The 18,813-nt window shown below is 58.3% G+C and carries 15 protein-coding genes and 2 tRNA genes; 5 read left to right on the forward strand and 12 right to left on the reverse strand.

Annotated features, from left to right (window positions below):
* Positions 1–33: 33 nt before the first annotated feature.
* The 10 genes from infB to rlmE all read right to left on the reverse strand — a co-directional run bounded on the left by infB (position 34) and on the right by rlmE (position 10,653).
* The gene (gene infB / locus PVE98_RS17410) at positions 34–2,721 is read right to left on the reverse strand and encodes a translation initiation factor IF-2 (protein WP_033749312.1); all 2,688 of its coding nucleotides are present in this window, start codon (positions 2,719–2,721) and stop codon (positions 34–36) included.
* 17 nt (positions 2,722–2,738) lie between these two features.
* Positions 2,739–4,226 (reverse strand): transcription termination factor NusA, encoded by a 1,488-nt coding sequence (nusA, locus tag PVE98_RS17415; protein WP_033749311.1) that lies wholly within the window; start codon positions 4,224–4,226, stop codon positions 2,739–2,741.
* Between the two features lie 24 nt (positions 4,227–4,250).
* Positions 4,251–4,703 (reverse strand): ribosome maturation factor RimP, encoded by a 453-nt coding sequence (gene rimP / locus PVE98_RS17420; RefSeq protein WP_033749310.1) that lies wholly within the window; start codon positions 4,701–4,703, stop codon positions 4,251–4,253.
* A 209-nt stretch (positions 4,704–4,912) separates the two neighbouring features.
* Positions 4,913–4,989, reverse strand: a tRNA-Met gene (locus PVE98_RS17425).
* Between the two features lie 58 nt (positions 4,990–5,047).
* Positions 5,048–5,134, reverse strand: a tRNA-Leu gene (locus PVE98_RS17430).
* A gap of 48 nt (positions 5,135–5,182) precedes the next feature.
* The gene (gene secG / locus PVE98_RS17435) at positions 5,183–5,512 is read right to left on the reverse strand and encodes a preprotein translocase subunit SecG (protein ID WP_033749638.1); all 330 of its coding nucleotides are present in this window, start codon (positions 5,510–5,512) and stop codon (positions 5,183–5,185) included.
* Positions 5,513–5,728: 216 nt separating this feature from the next.
* Positions 5,729–7,063 carry a phosphoglucosamine mutase gene (glmM, locus tag PVE98_RS17440; RefSeq protein WP_407568526.1) on the reverse strand — a complete coding sequence of 445 codons (1,335 nt, stop codon included), beginning with the start codon at positions 7,061–7,063 and terminating at the stop codon, positions 5,729–5,731.
* Positions 7,064–7,070: 7 nt separating this feature from the next.
* Positions 7,071–7,904 carry a dihydropteroate synthase gene (gene folP / locus PVE98_RS17445; protein WP_096072491.1) on the reverse strand — a complete coding sequence of 278 codons (834 nt, stop codon included), beginning with the start codon at positions 7,902–7,904 and terminating at the stop codon, positions 7,071–7,073.
* Positions 7,905–7,985: 81 nt separating this feature from the next.
* Positions 7,986–9,911: an ATP-dependent zinc metalloprotease FtsH gene (ftsH, locus tag PVE98_RS17450; RefSeq protein WP_033749306.1), complete on the reverse strand. Its 1,926-nt coding sequence runs from the start codon at positions 9,909–9,911 to the stop codon at positions 7,986–7,988.
* Positions 9,912–10,023: 112 nt separating this feature from the next.
* Positions 10,024–10,653 carry a 23S rRNA (uridine(2552)-2'-O)-methyltransferase RlmE gene (gene rlmE, locus PVE98_RS17455; protein ID WP_033749635.1) on the reverse strand — a complete coding sequence of 210 codons (630 nt, stop codon included), beginning with the start codon at positions 10,651–10,653 and terminating at the stop codon, positions 10,024–10,026.
* Between the two features lie 126 nt (positions 10,654–10,779).
* Here rlmE and yhbY point away from each other — a divergent pair, with 126 nt between their 5' ends.
* On the forward strand, positions 10,780–11,073 hold the full coding sequence (gene yhbY / locus PVE98_RS17460) for a ribosome assembly RNA-binding protein YhbY (RefSeq protein ID WP_033749305.1): 294 nt from the start codon (positions 10,780–10,782) through the stop codon (positions 11,071–11,073).
* A 121-nt stretch (positions 11,074–11,194) separates the two neighbouring features.
* Here the strand turns inward: yhbY and greA are convergent, their stop codons facing one another.
* Positions 11,195–11,671 (reverse strand): transcription elongation factor GreA, encoded by a 477-nt coding sequence (gene greA / locus PVE98_RS17465; RefSeq protein ID WP_033749304.1) that lies wholly within the window; start codon positions 11,669–11,671, stop codon positions 11,195–11,197.
* 250 nt (positions 11,672–11,921) lie between these two features.
* On the opposite strand from greA, the gene dacB reads away from it, so the two are divergent.
* From dacB to pmrB, 3 genes are read left to right on the forward strand one after another with little or no spacing between them, the layout of a single operon-like run.
* A complete protein-coding gene (dacB, locus tag PVE98_RS17470) occupies positions 11,922–13,355 on the forward strand; it encodes a serine-type D-Ala-D-Ala carboxypeptidase (RefSeq protein ID WP_048785414.1) in 1,434 nt (477 codons plus the stop codon).
* A 3-nt stretch (positions 13,356–13,358) separates the two neighbouring features.
* Positions 13,359–14,021, forward strand: coding sequence for a two-component system response regulator PmrA (gene pmrA, locus PVE98_RS17475; protein ID WP_033749300.1), 663 nt, complete (start codon positions 13,359–13,361; stop codon positions 14,019–14,021).
* Entirely contained in the window at positions 14,018–15,076 is a 1,059-nt protein-coding gene (gene pmrB / locus PVE98_RS17480; protein ID WP_407568527.1) for a two-component system sensor histidine kinase PmrB, read from the forward strand. The genes pmrA and pmrB overlap by 4 nt, the downstream gene beginning before the upstream one ends.
* Here the strand turns inward: pmrB and PVE98_RS17485 are convergent, their stop codons facing one another.
* Complete coding sequence (locus tag PVE98_RS17485; RefSeq protein WP_096072488.1) at positions 15,077–17,311, reverse strand: TonB-dependent siderophore receptor; 2,235 nt, start codon at positions 17,309–17,311, stop codon at positions 15,077–15,079.
* A gap of 276 nt (positions 17,312–17,587) precedes the next feature.
* Here PVE98_RS17485 and fes point away from each other — a divergent pair, with 276 nt between their 5' ends.
* On the forward strand, positions 17,588–18,799 hold the full coding sequence (gene fes, locus PVE98_RS17490) for an enterochelin esterase (protein ID WP_096072487.1): 1,212 nt from the start codon (positions 17,588–17,590) through the stop codon (positions 18,797–18,799).
* The last annotated feature ends 14 nt before the right edge of the window (positions 18,800–18,813 follow it).

Below are 18,813 nucleotides of genomic sequence, written 5' to 3' on the forward strand. Positions count from 1 at the left end.
CGGCCTCCCAAATTGCAACACATCGCGTAATGCTTATTCGATGGTGCGCTTAACTTCGATCACTTCGAACACTTCGATCATATCGCCAACGCGAACGTCGTTGTAGTTCTTCACGCCGATACCACACTCCATGCCGTTACGCACTTCGTTGACGTCATCTTTGAAGCGACGCAGAGATTCCAGCTCGCCTTCGTAGATAACCACGTTGTCGCGCAGAACGCGGATCGGGTTGTGACGCTTGATGTTGCCTTCGGTGACCATACAGCCGGCGATCGCGCCGAATTTCGGTGACTTGAACACGTCACGAACTTCAGCCAGACCGATAATCTGCTGTTTGAACTCCGGCGCCAGCATGCCGCTCATCGCCGCTTTCACTTCGTCGATCAGATTATAGATGACGGAGTAGTAACGCAGGTCGACGTTTTCAGCATCGATGACGCGACGCGCAGAGGCATCGGCACGCACGTTGAAGCCAAGGATGATGGCGTTGGACGCCGCAGCCAGCGTGGCGTCGGTTTCGGTGATACCACCTACGCCCGAACCGATAATCTTCACCTTCACTTCGTCGGTGGAGAGTTTCAGCAGCGAGTCGGAGATCGCTTCCACAGAACCCTGGACGTCGGACTTCAGCACGATGTTCAGCTCGGAGACTTCGCCTTCGGTCATGTTGGCGAACATGTTCTCCAGCTTCGCCTTCTGCTGACGCGCCAGTTTGACTTCGCGGAACTTGCCCTGACGATAGAGCGCAACTTCACGCGCTTTCTTCTCGTCGCGCACTACGGTCGCTTCGTCGCCCGCTGCCGGCACGCCGGAGAGACCGAGGATTTCCACCGGAATGGACGGACCCGCTTCCATGACTTCGCGGCCCAGTTCGTCGCGCATCGCACGCACACGGCCGTATTCGAAGCCGCACAGCACGATGTCGCCTTTATTCAGGGTACCTTCGCGCACCAGTACGGTAGCGACCGGACCACGACCTTTATCCAGGAAGGATTCGATCACCACGCCGCTCGCCATGCCTTCGCGAATAGCGGTCAGCTCCAGCACTTCCGCCTGCAGCAGAATCGCATTCAGCAGATCGTCGATGCCGGTACCGGCTTTCGCAGAGACGTTGACGAACATGTTTTCGCCGCCCCACTCTTCCGGGATGATGCCGTACTGAGTCAGTTCGTTCTTGACGCGATCCGGATCGGCTTCCGGCTTATCGATTTTGTTGACGGCAACCACCACCGGCACGCCCGCCGCTTTCGCGTGCTGGATCGCTTCGATGGTCTGCGGCATCACGCCGTCGTCAGCCGCCACCACGAGGATAACGATATCCGTCGCCTGCGCACCACGCGCACGCATCGCGGTAAACGCGGCGTGGCCCGGGGTGTCGAGGAAGGTGATCATGCCGTTGTCGGTTTCGACATGGTAAGCACCGATGTGCTGGGTAATGCCGCCCGCTTCGCCAGAGGCGACTTTGGTCGAACGGATGTAGTCCAGCAGCGAGGTTTTACCGTGGTCGACGTGGCCCATGATGGTCACGACCGGCGCGCGGGATTCCTGCGCGGCATCGGTATCGCGATCGCTCATTACCGCTTCTTCCAGCTCGTTCTCGCGGCGCAGGATCACTTTGTGACCCATCTCTTCCGCAACCAGCTGAGCCGTTTCCTGATCGATAACCTGGTTGATGGTCGCCATGGCGCCCATCTTCATCATCGCTTTGATGACCTGCGAACCTTTCACCGCCATTTTGTTAGCCAGTTCGGCTACGGTAATGGTTTCGCCAATGATGACGTCGCGGTTAACAACCTGAGCAGGTTTATTGAAGCCCTGCTGCAGTGCGCTTGGCTTGCGGTGTTTGCCGCCTTTGCCGCCACGAATCTGCGCGCGCGCTTCTTCGCGATCGGTTTTAGCTTCAGAATGCTTGTTGCCTTTCTTCGCCGGACGCGCCGCTTTAGCAGTGGTGCGCGCGCGTGCGCGGCCCGCTTCTACCTGGCGGTCGTTTTCGTCTTCTGCCTGACGGGCATGAGTCGAAGTGGTGACGTGATAGTCGCCTTTGTCTTCTTCCTCAGGTTTTTCCCATTCAGCCGATTTTTCTTCAGCCAGGCGGCGCGCTTCTTCAGCGACGCGGCGAGCGTCTTCTTCGAGCTTACGGCGCGCTTCTTCTTCCGCTTTACGCTTCAGTTCAGCCGCTTCGGCTTCGCGACGGGCTTTGTCGGACTGCGCAGCCTTGGTCATATCGTCGGTTTGATGATTCGTCACTTTTTCTTTTTCCGCTGCTTCACGCTTCGCCTTTTCAGCGGCTTCGCGCTTGGCTTTCTCTTCGGCTTCACGTTGCGCTTTTTCTTCAGCTTCGCGACGGGCTTTTTCTTCAGCCTCGCGTTGCGCCTTTTCTTCCGCTTCACGCTGAGCCTGGGCTTCTGCTTCTGCCTGTTCAGCTTCCGCATCACCTTTTACGTAGGTGCGCTTTTTGCGGACTTCGATTTGCACCGATTTACTTTTACCCCCGGTGCCTGGGATATTCAAGGTACTGCGCGTCTTACGCTGCAATGTTAACTTGCTTGAGCCGGTCTGACCATGCTCGCGATTGAGGTGAGACAATAAAGTTTCTTTCTCTTGCTGCGTGACCGCGTCGTTCTCCGACTTGCGGATCCCTGCGTCAGCAAATTGCTGAACCAGGCGATCGACCGGGGTCTGAATCTCTGCGGCCAGCGATTTTACGGTTACATCTGTCATGCTGTTCCTTCCTGTTATTACGCGTCATCGCCGAACCAGCAGATATTTCGCGCGGCCATAATCAGCGCGCCGGCTTGCTCATCATTCAGCCCTTCAATATCCGTCAGGTCGTCGACACCTTGCTCGGCGAGATCTTCCAGCGTGCAAACGCCTTTCGCCGCCAGGCGGTACGCCAGCGTACGATCCAGGCCGTCGAGATTCAGAAGATCCTCAGCGGGCTCCTGATTACCACGGCTCTCTTCTTTCGCCAGCGCCAGGGTGGTTAACGCATTTTTGGCTCGTTCACGCAGGGCTTCTACGGTCTCTTCGTCCAGACCATCAACGTCCAGCAGCTCGTTGATCGGCACGTATGCCAGCTCTTCCAGCGAAGAGAAGCCCTCTTCCACCAGTACGGTGGCGAACTCTTCGTCGATGTCGAGATGTTTAGTAAACATATCAATAGCAGCATGCGCTTCGGCCTGGTGTTTCGCCTGCAGATCATCGACGGTCATCACGTTCAGCTCCCAGCCGCTCAGCTGGGAAGCCAGACGCACGTTTTGGCCGTTACGGCCGATCGCCTGAGCCAGATTGCCGGCTTCAACAGCGATATCCATGGTGTGGTTATCTTCATCAACCACGATTGACGCCACGTCGGCCGGAGCCATGGCGTTAATAACAAACTGCGCCGGGTTATCGTCCCACAGCACGATATCGATACGCTCGCCGCCCAGTTCGCTGGAAACAGCCTGTACGCGCGCGCCGCGCATACCGACGCAGGCGCCGACCGGATCGATGCGTTTGTCGTTGGTTTTCACCGCAATTTTAGCGCGTGAACCCGGATCGCGAGCCGCCGCTTTAATTTCGATGACTTCTTCGCCGATTTCCGGCACCTCAATGCGGAACAGCTCGATCAGCATTTCCGGCTTGGAACGGGTCACGAACAGCTGCGCGCCGCGCGCTTCCGGACGTACGGCGTAAAGCACGCCGCGAATACGGTCGCCCGGACGGAAGTTCTCACGCGGCAGCATATCTTCGCGCAAAATCACCGCTTCGGCGTTGCTGCCGAGATCAAGAGTGATGTTGTCGCGATTCACTTTCTTCACCACGCCGGTGATGATTTCGCCTTCGTGCTGGCGGAACTGATCGACCACCATCGCACGCTCGGCTTCGCGCACTTTCTGCACGATAACCTGCTTCGCGGTCTGGGTCGTGATACGGTCAAAGGTGACCGATTCGATCTGATCTTCAACGTAATCGCCCAGATTGAACGCTTCATCCTCGAAGCGGGCTGCCTCCAGCGTGATCTCGCGCGTCGGCTGCGTCACTTCTTCTACCACTTCCCAACGGCGGAAGGTGTCGAAGTCGCCGCTTTTGCGATCGATGCTGACGCGAACGTCAATCTCTTGCTCGTACTTCTTCTTGGTTGCAGTTGCCAGCGCGCTCTCCAGCGCTTCGAAGATTTTCTCACGCGGCAGGGCTTTTTCGTTAGAAACGGCTTCTACAACAGCTAAGATCTCTTTGTTCATCCTGGTTAGCCTCAATCCGGACTTTTAAAAGTGGGGGACCAGGTTCGCTTTCTGAATATTGCTCAGCGCGAACACCTCGTCTTTACCCTCAACGGTCACCGTCACCATCTCGCCGTCGACCGACTTGATGATGCCCTGCCATTTACGACGGTTCTGTACCGCCATACGCAGGACCAGACTGACTTCTTCGCCTGTATACCGCACGTAGTGTTCCGCGGTAAACATCGGGCGATCCAGTCCCGGTGAGGAGACTTCAAGGTTGTAAGCCACGGTGATGGGATCTTCCACATCCAGCACCGCGCTTACCTGGTGGCTGACATCCGCGCAATCATCGACATTGATGCCATCTTCACTATCAATATAGATGCGCAGGGTTGATGTGCGACCGCGAACGAATTCGATACCGACCAGTTCGTAGCCGAGCGCTTCTACCGGAGCCGATACCAACTCTGTCAATTTTTGCTCTAATGTGGACAAGCCCACCCCCAAGACATAAAAAAAGGGCTTAATAGCCCAGTGTTGCGATTTCCTGATAACAAAAAACCCCGAAAATTCGGGGCTTTTTGTGACTGGACCCTGTACGCCGCTAAGCGGCTCGGCACTGTCCAGAAGAATTTTTTTCAAAACTCGCTGCGATGCGCCCGTCGATGCACACAGTATATTTGAAAAAGAACTCTAAGGGAAAGTGGTTGCGGGGGCCGGATTTGAACCGACGACCTTCGGGTTATGAGCCCGACGAGCTACCAGGCTGCTCCACCCCGCGTCCGAAAACGTGACGAATGTTACGCTGATCTTGCGATATTTGCAAGTAAAACCAGATTTGGTACCGAGGACGGGACTTGAACCCGTAAGCCCAATCGGGCACTACCACCTCAAGGTAGCGTGTCTACCAATTCCACCACCTCGGCACTGTTCAGACCACGACTTGAATCTGTCGCGTCGCAAGCATGACGAACTTATTTCGGGATATCGTTACCCGGCGTTGCCGGTTGTGCTGGCTGAGTCGTTGACTGCGCCGGCGCTGACAGATTTTCCCACTCGCTTCCTTTTGAAGTCTTATTGGTGTTCAGGTTACCCAGAACAAGGCTGATGATGAAGAACAGCGCCGCGAGAATGCCGGTCATGCGAGTCATGAAGTTACCTGAACCCGTAGAACCGAACAGCGTTGCGGATGCGCCTGCACCGAATGAGGCTCCCATATCAGCGCCTTTACCTTGCTGCAGCATAATCAAACCCACGAGGGCGATGGCTACAATAAGGAAGATAACTAAAAGAGCTTCGTACATAATCAACCTGTTTCCTTGCGCGATAACCGCACAGTTAAGCTTCAGCCAGTATAGATGGGCCGTGTCGTCATCACCCATCAGAAGCGGGTGTGAATACTAACCAAAGGCGCACCCCTCTGCAAGGGTAATTTTCTTCGCCGCGATCGACTGCGGAAAAAAGCGCCATCCTGATGATTTTAACGGCGGATCGGCGTAAAACCGTCCGCCGTTCATGCCTTAAACCGCTTTGACCTGCTCGGCGATACGATGCGCCAGCTCAGTAACCTGCGCTTCGTTTTCCCCTTCGACCATCACGCGAATCAACGGCTCGGTACCCGATTTACGCAGCAGCACGCGTCCGCGTCCGGCCAGCGTCTTTTCCACTTCCGCCGTCACGCTTTTTACCGTCTCGTCTTCCAGCGGGTCGTTCGTGCCGCTGAAGCGCACGTTTACCAGCACCTGCGGCAGCATCTTCATGCCACTGCACAGGTCATGCAGACTCATATGGTTGCGCACCATTGCAGTGAGCACTTGCAAACTTGCTACGATACCGTCGCCGGTGGTGGTTTTATCCAGCAGAATAACGTGGCCGGAGTTCTCCGCGCCGAGTCGCCACTGCTTCTCCTGCATCTTTTCCAGCACGTAGCGGTCGCCCACTTTGGCGCGGGCGAAAGGGATGCCGAGCTGCTTCAGCGCCAGCTCGAGGCCCATATTGCTCATCAGGGTGCCGACCACGCCGCCGCGCAGCTGGCCCTGACGCAGCCCTTCGCGCGCGATGATATACAGGATCTGGTCGCCATCGACCTTCTCGCCTAAATGGTCGACCATCATGATGCGGTCGCCGTCGCCGTCGTAAGCCAGGCCGATATCCGCCTTTTCCGCTAGCACGCGCTGCTGCAGCATACGCAGATCGGTCGTGCCGCACTCTTTGTTGATATTCATGCCGTCGGGCTGCGTGGCGATAGCGATAACGGTGGCGCCCAGCTCGCGCAGCACGTTCGGCGCAATGTGGTAGGTGGCGCCGTTCGCGCAGTCGACCACGATTTTCAGGCCGTTAAGACTAAGCTCGCTCGGAAAGGAGCCCTTGCAAAACTCGATATAGCGGCCGGCGGCGTCTACGATACGGCTGGCGCGCCCCAGCTCGGCGGACTCGACGCAGGTCAGCGGCTTCTCCATTTCCAGCTCAATCGCCTCTTCTACCTCGTCCGGCAGCTTGGTGCCTTCGGCAGAAAAGAATTTAATGCCGTTATCGTCGAACGGGTTATGCGACGCGGAGATGACGATGCCCGCTTCGGCGCGGAAGGTGCGCGTCAGATAGGCGATGGCGGGCGTCGGCATCGGGCCGGTAAAGGCGGCGGACAAGCCCGCCGCCGCCAGGCCCGCTTCCAGCGCCGACTCCAGCATATAGCCGGAGATACGCGTATCTTTACCGATCAGCACCTTTCGTGAGCCGTGACGCGCCAGCACTTTTCCCGCCGCCCAGCCCAGCTTTAGTACAAAATCAGGGGTAATCGGCGCTTCGCCAACCTTGCCGCGAATGCCGTCTGTACCAAAATATTTACGATTACTCATGCCTTAATTATCCTTTTGCTCTCCGTGTCGCTTCGACAACGCGCATCGCCTCGACCGTCTCTTTTACGTCATGTACGCGAATGATCTGCGCGCCCTGCATCGCGGCGATCGTTGCGCAGGTCAGGCTGCCCGTCAGACGCTGCGAAGGCCCGACGTTCAACAGCTGACCAATCATAGATTTGCGCGACATGCCCACCAGCAGCGGCAGCCCGAAATGGTGAAAATGGCTAAGGTGGGCCAGCAGTTCATAGTTGTGGTTGAGATTCTTACCGAAACCGAAGCCAGGGTCGAGCAGCAGATGTTCTTTTTTGATGCCTGCAGCCTCGCAGCGCGCGATTTGATGCACGAAGTAAGCATCCACTTCGCTTACCACATTGCAATACTCAGGCGCCTGCTGCATGGTGCGCGGCTCGCCCTGCATATGCATCAGGCAAACCGGCAAATCTGCCGCCGCCGCCGCTTCCAGCGCGCCGGGTTCAGAGAGCGAGCGAATATCGTTAATAATGTGAGCGCCCGCTCGCGCTGCTTCACGGATAACCTCCGCTTTTGAGGTATCAACCGAAATCCACACCTCGAAACGCTGCGCAATCGCCTCTACCACCGGAATAACGCGCGCCAGCTCCTCGTCGACGCTTACCTCATCCGCCCCCGGACGGGTCGACTCGCCGCCGACGTCGATAATGGTGGCGCCCGCGTTAACCATTTCATTGGTATGCGTCAGCGCCTCGACCAGCGTGTGATGTTTTCCACCATCGGAGAAGGAGTCCGGCGTGACATTCAAAATGCCCATCACATGGGGAAACGACAGATCGAGATGGGTATCACGGGCGTACAACTTCATGGGGAAAATCTCCTCTGATTACCTGATTACGGATGTAAAAAACCCCGGACCAGCCGGGGTTTTTGCAAGGGTGAAACCCTGTTATTTGTCGAACTGCTCTGACATGGTATTGCCAGGATTCGGCGTGCGCGGCTCATCGACCGGACGCGGCGCCTTCGGCGTGCCGTTGCTGTCGGAATTGCTGCCCGGATCTTCCCAGCCCGCTGGCGGACGCACTTCGCGGCGCGCCATCAGGTCGTCGATCTGCGGCGCATCGATGGTTTCATACTTCATCAGCGCGTCTTTCATCGCGTGAAGGATGTCCATGTTCTCGCTCAGAATACGGCGCGCGCGCTGGTAGTTGCTGTCGATCAGGTGTTTAACTTCCTGGTCGATAATGCGCGCGGTTTCGTCAGACATATGTTTCGCTTTCGCCACGGAACGGCCGAGGAACACTTCGCCCTCTTCTTCCGCATAAAGCAACGGACCCAGTTTTTCCGAGAAGCCCCACTGCGTCACCATGTTGCGCGCCAGGTTAGTGGCCACTTTGATGTCGTTAGAGGCGCCGGTGGAAACGTGTTCCGCACCGTAAATAATCTCTTCAGCCAGGCGACCGCCGTACAGGGTAGAGATCTGGCTTTCCAGCTTCTGACGGCTGGCGCTGATAGCGTCGCCTTCAGGCAGGAAGAAGGTCACGCCAAGCGCACGTCCGCGCGGAATAATCGTTACCTTGTGCACCGGATCGTGTTCCGGCACCAGGCGGCCGATAATCGCGTGGCCCGCTTCGTGGTATGCGGTGGATTCTTTCTGCGCTTCCGTCATCACCATGGAGCGACGTTCCGCACCCATCATGATTTTGTCTTTCGCTTTCTCGAACTCAACCATCGATACCACACGCTTGTTGCCGCGTGCGGCAAACAGCGCCGCTTCGTTCACCAGGTTAGCGAGATCCGCACCGGAGAAGCCCGGCGTACCGCGCGCGATGATGCCGGCGTCGATATCGGTCGCCAGCGGCACGCGGCGCATATGCACTTTCAGAATCTGTTCGCGGCCGCGCACGTCCGGCAGACCCACGACGACCTGACGGTCAAAGCGGCCTGGACGCAGCAGCGCCGGGTCGAGAACGTCTGGACGGTTAGTCGCGGCGATAACGATAATACCTTCATTACCTTCAAAGCCGTCCATCTCAACCAGCATCTGGTTCAGGGTCTGTTCACGTTCATCGTGACCGCCGCCTAAACCTGCGCCGCGCTGACGACCGACGGCGTCGATCTCATCGATAAAGATGATACACGGTGCGGCTTTCTTGGCCTGTTCGAACATGTCGCGTACGCGAGAGGCGCCGACGCCCACGAACATTTCCACGAAGTCGGAACCGGAAATGGTAAAGAACGGTACTTTCGCTTCGCCTGCGATCGCTTTCGCCAGCAGGGTTTTACCGGTACCTGGCGGGCCCACCATCAGCACGCCTTTCGGGATTTTACCGCCCAGCTTCTGAAAGCGGCTCGGTTCGCGCAGATACTCGACCAGTTCGCCCACTTCCTCTTTCGCTTCGTCGCAGCCTGCCACGTCAGCGAAAGTGGTTTTGATCTGATCTTCCGTCAGCATACGGGCTTTGCTTTTGCCAAAGGACATCGCGCCTTTGCCGCCGCCGCCCTGCATCTGGCGCATAAAGAAGATCCACACGCCAATCAGCAGCAGCATCGGGAACCAGGAGATGAAGATCGAAGCCAGCAGGCTCGGCTCTTCCGGCGGTTCGCCAACCACTTTGACGTTTTTGGTCAACAGGTTATCGAGTAACTTGGGATCATTGACAGGAATGTAGGTCGTGTATTTATTACTGTCTTTCTTGATTACGTTAATCTCACGCCCGTTAATACGTGCCTCGCGGACCTGATCCTGGTTCACTTCCGACAGGAAGGTTGAATAATCAACCCTACGGCCATTCGACTCGCTGGGCCCAAAGCTCTGGAATACTGACATCAGCACGACCGCGATGACTAACCAGAGAATCAGGTTTTTCGCCATGTCACTCAAGGGATTAACCTCATATTACAACGGTGTTAACAGACAGCGTAGGGTACTATATATCCTTCATACATGGAATCGCGGCTGGTGGGCTGCAACTTCATCAATTGGGCTATAGTTTGCGCCCTGTCGCCACAATGTACACTTCGCGCGAACGAGATCGCGAAGCGTCCGGCTTACGAATTTTCACTTTCGTAAACAGGGAGCGAATTTCCCGCAGGTATTCATCGAAGCCATCTCCCTGAAACACTTTCACTACAAAACTGCCGCCCGGCGCCAGGATATCCCGACACATTTCGAGCGCCAGTTCAACCAAATACATCGACCGGGGAATATCGACTGCCGGCGTCCCGCTCATGTTGGGCGCCATATCCGACATGACCACCTGCACTTTTTGATCGCCTACGCGATCGAGCAGCGCCTTGATCACCGATTCTTCACGAAAATCGCCCTGAAGGAAATCGACGCCGACGATAGGATCCATCGGCAGAATATCGCAGGCGATAACGCGTCCCGAAGAGCCGATCTGCTGGACCACATACTGCGACCAGCCGCCGGGCGCCGCACCCAGATCTACCACGGTCATACCGGGTTTGAAAAGCTTGTCACCCTGTTGTATTTCATCAAGTTTAAACCAGGCGCGCGAACGCAACCCCTTTTTCTGTGCCTGAAGCACATATTTATCGCTAAAGTGTTCCTGTAGCCAGCGGCTGGAGCTGGCCGAACGCTTTTTACCCGTCATAATTTTCTCAACTAAATCGTCATCGCAGCGATAAACCTGCACGCAATGGGTTGCGTTGATTTGGTGATAACCCCGAGATGGCGGTAGAATGAACCGTTTTCAATCCCTGAGTAAGCAAAAAATACGATGAATCTAAGTACCAAACAAAAACAGCACCTGAAAGGCCTCGCCCATCCACTGAAACCCGTGGTCATGATCGGCGGCAACGGCCTGACCGAAGGCGTGCTGGCCGAAATCGAATCCGCGCTGGAACATCACGAACTGATCAAGGTGAAAATTGCCTCGGAAGACCGTGAAACCAAACAGCTGATCGTTGAGGCTATCGTGCGTGAGACCAAAGCCGGCAACGTGCAGGTGATCGGCAAAACGCTGGTGCTGTATCGCCCTTCTAAAGAGAGCAAGATTTCTCTGCCGCGCTAAAGGCGTCGCCGGGCAACCGGCCAGAGAAAGTGCCATGCTCCCGCATGGGTTAAAAGGCCGCATCGCGGCCTTTTCCATTCTTTACATAATGCTTCGACGCTTTTCAAAGCGTAGCTCTCTCTTAAAGGTATTCCACTTTAAGAATTTCATACTCAACATCGCCGCCCGGGGTTTTGATGATGGTCACATCGTCCACCTCTTTTCCTACCAGACCGCGCGCCATCGGCGAGTTGACCGAAATCAGATTTTGCTTAAAGTCCGCTTCGTCGTCGCCCACGATGCGATAGGTCGACTCTTCGTCGGTATCGGTGTTGAGCACGGTTACGGTCGCGCCGAAGATCACGCGGCCGTTGTTCGGAATGGTGGTGACGTCGATAACCTGCGCGTTAGACAACTTGGCTTCGATCTCCTGAATACGACCTTCGCAAAACCCTTGCTCTTCGCGCGCGGCGTGATACTCCGCGTTCTCTTTCAGATCGCCGTGCTCACGTGCTTCAGCGATTGAGGCGATGATGCGCGGGCGTTTAACGGTTTTCAGCTCGTTCAGCTCTTCGCGCAGCTTTTCGGCGCCCCTTAACGTCATCGGAATCTGATTCATTTAAGCTCCTCGCTCTCTTTCCTGTTTTAACGGCGTCATCCTGACCAGTGTCCACAGAAAAACCGGTTCTGCAGGGCCTGACCCTCGTTTTGCAAATAAAAGAATCCTGACCCGGAAAAGGTTCCAGGCCAGAATCTGGTTTTGCATTTTGATACGTATTTTAACCCAGAGTTCCCTGCGGGTCATCGTTTACTTTCCACCGCTGCGGGACGTAGTATTGACGGCTTCACCTGCCAGTTACCGCGAGATTATGCGATTTTCACGACTTGTTACCGGACTAACCTGTGCGTTTATGCTGCAGGCACAAGCAGCGCCCGTAGATGAATACATGCAGTATTTGCCGGATGGCGCCAATCTGGCGCTGATGGTGCAGAAAATCGGCGCCAGCACCCCAATAATCGATTATCACGGCAAACAGATGGCGTTGCCCGCCAGCACCATGAAGGTGATTACCGCGCTGGCGGCGCTGCTGGAGCTGGGCGGCGACTATCGCTTCCAGACTACGCTGGAAACCAAAGGCGCCATCAGCGACGGCACGCTAAACGGCGATCTGGTCGCGCGCTTTGCCGGCGATCCGACGCTGGGTCGACAGGATCTGCGCAATATGGTCGCCGCGCTGAAAAAGCAGGGCGTCACCCATATCAAAGGCAACCTGGTGATCGACACCTCGGTGTTCGCCAGCCATGACATGGCGCCGGGCTGGCCGTGGAACGATCTGACGCAGTGCTTCAGCGCGCCGCCAGGCGCCGCTATCGTCGATAAAAACTGCTTCTCCGTGTCGCTCTACAGCGCCAGCACGCCGGGCGAAACCGCCTTCGTGCGTATCGCCTCTTACTACCCCGCCCATATGTTCAGCCAGGTGCGCACCCTCGGCCGCAACAGCGGCGAAGCGCAGTATTGCGAGCTGGACGTGGTGCCGGGCGAGCTCAACCGCTATACGCTGACCGGCTGCATGCGCCAGCGCGCGGAGCCGCTGCCGCTGGCGTTCGCCGTACAGGACGACGCCGCCTGGGCCGGAGAGATCCTGAAGCAGGAGCTGCGTCAGGCTGATATCGACTACAGCGGTCACCTGGTACGCCAGACGCAGGTCACGTCGCCGGGCACCGTGCTGGCGTCCACCCAGTCCGCGCCGCTGCATTCGCTGCTGCATACTATGCTGAAAAAGTCAGACAACATGATTGCCGACACGGTGTTCCGCACTATCGGCCATCACTATTTCAACGTGCCCGGCACCTTCCGCGCCGGATCGGACGCTATCCGCCGTATCCTGCGCGAGAAAGCCAACATTGATTTAGGCAACAGCATTCAGGTGGATGGATCGGGGCTGTCGCGCCATGACCTCATCGCGCCGGATACCATGATGCAGGTGTTGCAGTACATTGCGAAAAACGACGCGACGCTGGACTACATCTCCATGCTGCCGCTGGCGGGCCACGACGGCACGCTGCAATATCGCGGCGGCCTGCACGAGGCGGGCGTGGACGGCAAAGTGTCGGCGAAAACCGGCTCGCTGCAGGGTGTCTATAATTTGGCTGGCTTTATCACCACCGCCAGCGGCGCGCGCGTCGCCTTTGTGCAGTACCTGTCGGGCTATGCGGTGCCGCCGCAGGACCAGCGCACGCGGCGTATTCCGCTGGTACGCTTTGAGAGCCGTCTCTATCGGGATATCTATCAGAACAACTAACGCATGAAAATATTGATCGTTGAGGACGATGTACTGCTGCAGGGCGGTCTGAGCCAGGCGCTGAGCAGCCAGGGTTACGCCGTTGACTGCGCCTCCAGCGCCGCCGAGGCGGACGCGCTGCTGCACAGCGCGCAGTACAGCCTGATCGTGCTGGATCTCGGCCTGCCGGATCGCGACGGCGGCGATCTGCTGCGGCAGTGGCGGCGAGCGGGTGTCGATCTGCCGGTGCTGATCCTGACCGCGCGCGACGCGCTCAGCGATCGCGTGGAGGGGCTCGACGCCGGCGCCGACGACTATCTGATCAAGCCGCTGGCGCTGGCGGAGCTGCAGGCGCGCGTGCGCGCCCTGATCCGCCGCTATCAGGGCCACAGCGATAACCTGCTGCGCCAGGGCGATCTTACGCTGAACCTCTCTTCGCAGCAGGTGCTGCTGGAGAATCAGCCGCTTGACGTTACGCCCAAAGAGTTCGCGCTGCTGACGCGTCTGCTGATGCGCATCGGACAAAATGTGCATCGCGAAACGCTGCAGCAGGATCTCTACAGCTGGCAGGACGATACCGGCTCTAACACGCTAGAGGTGCATATCCATAATCTGCGCCGCAAGCTGGGCAAAGATCGCATTAAAACCGTGCGCGGCGTCGGCTACCGGCTGGAGAACCGCGAATGAACAGCATGCGTCAGCGCTTGCTGATTATGCTGGCGCTGATTCTGCTCACCTGTCAGATCATGAGCGCCTTCTGGCTGTGGCACGAAAGCCGCGAGCAGATCAGCTTTCTCGTCAACGAAACCCTCTCCGCTAAGGCGCGCAACGATCGCGTCGAAAATGAGATCCGCGAAGCGATCGCCTCGCTGCTGCTGCCCTCTGTCGTCATGGTCGGCCTGACGCTGGTGCTCTCCTTCTGGGCGATTAGCTGGATCGTGCGTCCGCTGCGCGCGCTGCAGACCAGCCTGGCGCAGCGCTCCGCCGACAACCTGACGCCGCTCGCCATTCAGTCCGATATGGAAGAGGTGGTGGCGGTAACCGGCGCGATTAACCAGCTGCTGGCGCGCCTCGATCACACGCTGCAGCAGGAGCGGCTTTTCACGGCGGACGCCGCGCATGAGCTGCGCACCCCGCTCGCCGGACTGCGCCTGCATCTTGAGCTGTTGCAGCAGCAGGGCGTGCCGCACAGCGAAATGCTGGTGGCGCGTATCGATCAGTTGATGCATACCGTCGAGCAGCTGCTGATGCTGGCGCGCGCCAGCCAGGCGCTGGCCAGCGGGCATGCGCAGGCGATTCACTGGCAGGCGGACATTTTGCAGCCGCTGCAGCCGGAGATGCGCGAACTGGTTGAACTGCGTCAGCAGCAGCTTAGCTGGCCGGACAAGGCGGTGGCGCAAAGCCAGGGCGAACCGGTGCTGCTGCGTCTGCTGCTGCGCAATCTGCTGGAGAACGCCTCGCGCTATAGCCCGACGGAGAGTCAGATTGAAATCAGGCTCGAAGAGAGCGACGGCCATATCGTCCTCAGCGTGATTGATGAGGGGCCAGGCATCGATCCCGATGCGGCGGAAGAGCTGACCAAAGCGTTTCGCCGTCGCGATCAGCGCTACGGCGGCAGCGGCCTGGGGCTGAATATCGTGCTGCGTATTTTGCAGATGCACTATGGCGAGCTAAAGCTGATCAATCGCAGCGATCGCAGCGGGCTGATTGCCCGCTGCGTGCTGCCGTTACGGCTTAACTGATTAGAAGTGCGTATTCAGGCTGACGTAATAAGTACGGCCAGACTCATTGTAGGTATTCGCGCCCGCGCCATACAGATAAGAGTTGGTGTTGGCGTTGCCGGTAGTCTGGGCGTTGCCCTGGCGGTAGTGGCGCTTATCGAACAGGTTGTCGATGCCGAGCGTCACGCTGGCGTATTTATTAACGTCATAAGTGCCGCTCAGGCCGACCACTGAGTAAGGACTCACCTCATCGGTCGCGCTGCCGGTAACGGCATTGCCTTTGTAATCATACTTCTTCGGCACCTGCTTGCCGTACCAGGTCAGGGTGGTTTGCAGAGACAAATCCTGCGTCGCCTGCCAGCTCAGCGTTGAGTTGAGCGTATAGTCGGGAATAATCGACAGGCGATCGCCGGTCTCTTTATTCTTGCTCTGCAACATATAAGTGAAGTTGTTATTCCACGCGATGCTCTCCGTCACGGGAATATTCACCGAGCCCTCCAGCCCTTCCACCACCGCTTTCGGCACGTTCTCCCACTTATAAATGTCGGTGGTGCCGTTCGAGGCTTTGCCGGACGGCCCATAGCCCGCTTCGATCTTGTTGCGATAGTCGTTGCGGAACCAGGTCAGCCCCGCCTGATAGCCTTCATGCTTCCACTCCAGGCCAATCTCTTTATTGATGCTGTTTTCCGCTTTCAGGTCTCTGTTGCCCTGCAGATAGCAGGCGCCGGTGCTGGCCGCGCAGCCCTGGCCGTTGCTGTAGAGCAGATAGTTGGGGTTGGTCTGATAAAGGCTCGGCGCTTTATAGGCGCGCCCGATGCCCATCTTCAGCGTGAAATCGTCCCCTAAGCCCTGGGAAAGGTTAAGCGACGGGCTCCAGTTATCGCCGACGATAGAGTGGTGATCGAAGCGCAGGCTTGGCGTCAGCATGGTGCTGTCGGTCAGCTCCATATTGTCTTCGGCGAACAGCGAAAAAATTTCCGCCTGCGAATAGGGGCTGCGTCCGCTGCTGGCGATACCTGGCACCGCGCCGTTAGAGGCGGCCTGCGTGGTCGACGAAGGATCTTTCATCCGCTGCTGGTTCCACTCGATGCCGAGGGTGGCGGTCTGATTTACCAGCATCTCGAACGGCACGCTGACTTCGCTGTGCAGCAGCACATCGTCCAGCTCGATGGTATTGAAGCCGCTGTTGGAGAAGATGCCTTCGGTGCCGCCCGCCAGCCCTTCGTTGATGCGCGAGTTGCGGGTATTTTCATAGCGCGCGTAGCTGTTGGTGCTGATGCCGTTATCCCAGGCGCCGGTCCACTTCACTGCAAAGTTCTGCCGATAGAGGCGGTTAGTCTCTTTGCCATACAGGCTTTTCACCAGCGCGCTGGTGTTGGTGTTCTGGGTGTCGCCAGCATAGAGGTTGCCCTGACGGCTGTAGCCCGCCTGAAACTCCAGCGCCTGCATCGGCGCGAACGCCCAGCGCAGCAGCGCGTTGATATCTTTATTGACCACCCCTTCGCGCCCGCCCGGATAGCTGCCGGCGTAGGTGCCGGTGCGGTCCGCCGCATGCCCTTCGTTGATGTCATACGCGTCCGCCTGGGTTTTCGCCAGGTTGCCGTAGAGTCGGAAGCTGACGTCGTCGCCCAGCGGCCCTTCCAGGCTGAAGTTGGTGCGGCGCGTCGCGCCCTCGTCCTTATGCTCCGGCACGTTGTAATAGGCGTTCCAGGATCCGTGCCACTGCTTGTCGTCATACTTTTTGGTAATGATATTCACCACGCCGCCCGCCGCGCCGTTGCCGTAGCGCACCGCTGCCGGCCCGCGGATCACCTCGATACGTTCGATCATCTCCGGCGGCACCCAGTTGGTGTCGCCGCGCGTATCGCGTTCGCCGCGCCAGCCGAGACGCACCGAGTTGCGGCTGGAGACCGGCATGCCGTCCACTAGGATCAGAGTATTTTCCGGCCCCATGCCGCGAATATCGATCTGGCGATTGTTGCCGCGCTGGCCGCTGGTGGAGTTGCCGGTCAGATTGACGCCCGGCATGGTGCGGATGATCTCCGATACGTCGCGCGCAGGCGGTCGCTTTTTAATCTCGTCGGCGGTGATGGTGGAGACGCCCGGCGCCTGCAGGTTCTGCTGCGCCGCGCTGACCACCAGGGTATCGCCGACGTCGGCAGTTGAAGCAGTGCTGGTGTCGGCAGCCTGCACGCTGGTCGCGGCCAGGCCGAGTTCAATGAGAATGGCTAATGACAAACGGGATAATGTAGGCATTTTTTATATTCCTGGATTGCCTGCGGAAACCTCACCGTCTCCTGCGGGCGCGCCGGTAAAAGAGTCTTTCCTTGCGAGCAAGCATTCCAGCCGCGCCCAGGCTCTCCTTTGCGGAACATCTGTCTGACAATACAGGCGGATGAGGCTGGCGGAACGCGCGCGCTCCTTGATGTCGGAGCGGAAAACACCCTATTGCAAATGCAAATAATTATCAATAGTATTCTTCATAACATCCGCGCACCTTCAGGTGCTTCTGGCCCAGTAAATAAGCTCTCTATGACGTGGTTAACCAACGAAACCGGCAGTGAATCCTGGTGGCGAACATTACAGCAGCAGGGTCTTCCCTTAATCGAACCCGCCGGGCGCGGTGAATGCGCCGTCACCTTTTTCTGGCGCGATCCGCAGGGAAGCGAAGCCACCTCCTCTACCCGTCGCGTCTGGATCAATATCACCGGCGTCACCGATCATCATCAGCGCGCCGCGCCCCGCTCGCTTAGCCGCATCCCTGGCACCGACGTCTGGTTCTGGCGCACGCAGCTGCCCGCCAGCTGGCGCGGCAGCTACTGCCTGATGCCCGACAGCGATCCCGCCGATTTTGAGGGCGAGCCGGATATGACGACCCTGCGCGCCTGGTGGCGCGAAAAATTCCCCACCGCGCAGGCGGATGCGCTGAACCCGCAGCGCGGCTGGGCGGGCGGACGCGGCATGCATGTCTCGCCGCTGCATCTGCCGGACGCGCCCGATCAGCGCGTCTGGCAGGCGGTCGACAGCGGTCGCGCGCCCGCGCTGCCGCTTCAGCATCATATCTGGCACAGCGCGCGCCTCGGCAATCGCCGTTCGGTGTGGATTTACGCCACCGGCGACGCGCAGCCGACCGCACGTCCGCTGGCGCTGCTGCTGGACGGCCAGTTCTGGGCTAACAGCATGCCGATCGCCTGGCCGCTGCAACAGCTCACCGACGCTGGCGAACTCCCGCCGGCGGTCTACGTCATGATCGATATCATCGACCGCGAACACCGCAGCCGCGAACTGCCCTGCAATCCCGACTTCTGGCTGGCCCTGCAGGAAGAGCTGCTGCCGCAGCTGCAGGGCTGGGCGCCGCATCGCGTCAGCGCCGCTGAGACGCTGGTGAGCGGGCAGAGCTTCGGCGGGCTGTCGTCCGTCTACGCCGCGCTTAACTGGCCGCACCATTTCGGCGGCGCCATCAGCCTCTCCGGTTCGTTCTGGTGGCCGGAACGCGGTCAGCCCAACGGCAGGCTGATCCAGCAGCTGCAGCAGGGCGAATACCGTCTCGCGCCATCGCGCATCTATCTGGAAGCGGGACGCCGCGAACAGCTGATATTCAAAGCAAACCAGCAGCTTCAACAGGACCTGTCCGCCGCAGGGCATCAGGTCGTTTTTCATCCGGTCGACGGGGGCCACGACGCGCTGTGCTGGCGCGGCGGGCTGCTCAATGGACTGAAAGCAATGTGGCAACATCTTCTTTAAATCGCCTGGCTAGC

Origin of the sequence: Pantoea sp. GABEPS69 (assembly GCF_045780835.1) — a bacterium.
Classification (GTDB): Bacteria; Pseudomonadota; Gammaproteobacteria; order Enterobacterales; family Enterobacteriaceae; genus Pantoea; species Pantoea septica.

Excerpts from the sequence above, each read along its gene's own strand:
- PVE98_RS17485 (WP_096072488.1), bottom strand. The coding sequence starts at position 17,311 with ATGCCTACATTATCCCGTTTGTCATTAGCCATTCTCATTGAACTCGGC.
- infB (WP_033749312.1), bottom strand. The coding sequence starts at position 2,721 with ATGACAGATGTAACCGTAAAATCGCTGGCCGCAGAGATTCAGACCCCG.
- rlmE (WP_033749635.1), bottom strand. The coding sequence starts at position 10,653 with ATGACGGGTAAAAAGCGTTCGGCCAGCTCCAGCCGCTGGCTACAGGAA.
- pmrB (WP_407568527.1), top strand. The coding sequence starts at position 14,018 with ATGAACAGCATGCGTCAGCGCTTGCTGATTATGCTGGCGCTGATTCTG.
- ftsH (WP_033749306.1), bottom strand. The coding sequence starts at position 9,911 with ATGGCGAAAAACCTGATTCTCTGGTTAGTCATCGCGGTCGTGCTGATG.
- secG (WP_033749638.1), bottom strand. The coding sequence starts at position 5,512 with ATGTACGAAGCTCTTTTAGTTATCTTCCTTATTGTAGCCATCGCCCTC.
- dacB (WP_048785414.1), top strand. The coding sequence starts at position 11,922 with ATGCGATTTTCACGACTTGTTACCGGACTAACCTGTGCGTTTATGCTG.
- glmM (WP_407568526.1), bottom strand. The coding sequence starts at position 7,063 with ATGAGTAATCGTAAATATTTTGGTACAGACGGCATTCGCGGCAAGGTT.
- greA (WP_033749304.1), bottom strand. The coding sequence starts at position 11,671 with ATGAATCAGATTCCGATGACGTTAAGGGGCGCCGAAAAGCTGCGCGAA.
- nusA (WP_033749311.1), bottom strand. The coding sequence starts at position 4,226 with ATGAACAAAGAGATCTTAGCTGTTGTAGAAGCCGTTTCTAACGAAAAA.
- yhbY (WP_033749305.1), top strand. The coding sequence starts at position 10,780 with ATGAATCTAAGTACCAAACAAAAACAGCACCTGAAAGGCCTCGCCCAT.
- fes (WP_096072487.1), top strand. The coding sequence starts at position 17,588 with ATGACGTGGTTAACCAACGAAACCGGCAGTGAATCCTGGTGGCGAACA.
- pmrA (WP_033749300.1), top strand. The coding sequence starts at position 13,359 with ATGAAAATATTGATCGTTGAGGACGATGTACTGCTGCAGGGCGGTCTG.
- folP (WP_096072491.1), bottom strand. The coding sequence starts at position 7,904 with ATGAAGTTGTACGCCCGTGATACCCATCTCGATCTGTCGTTTCCCCAT.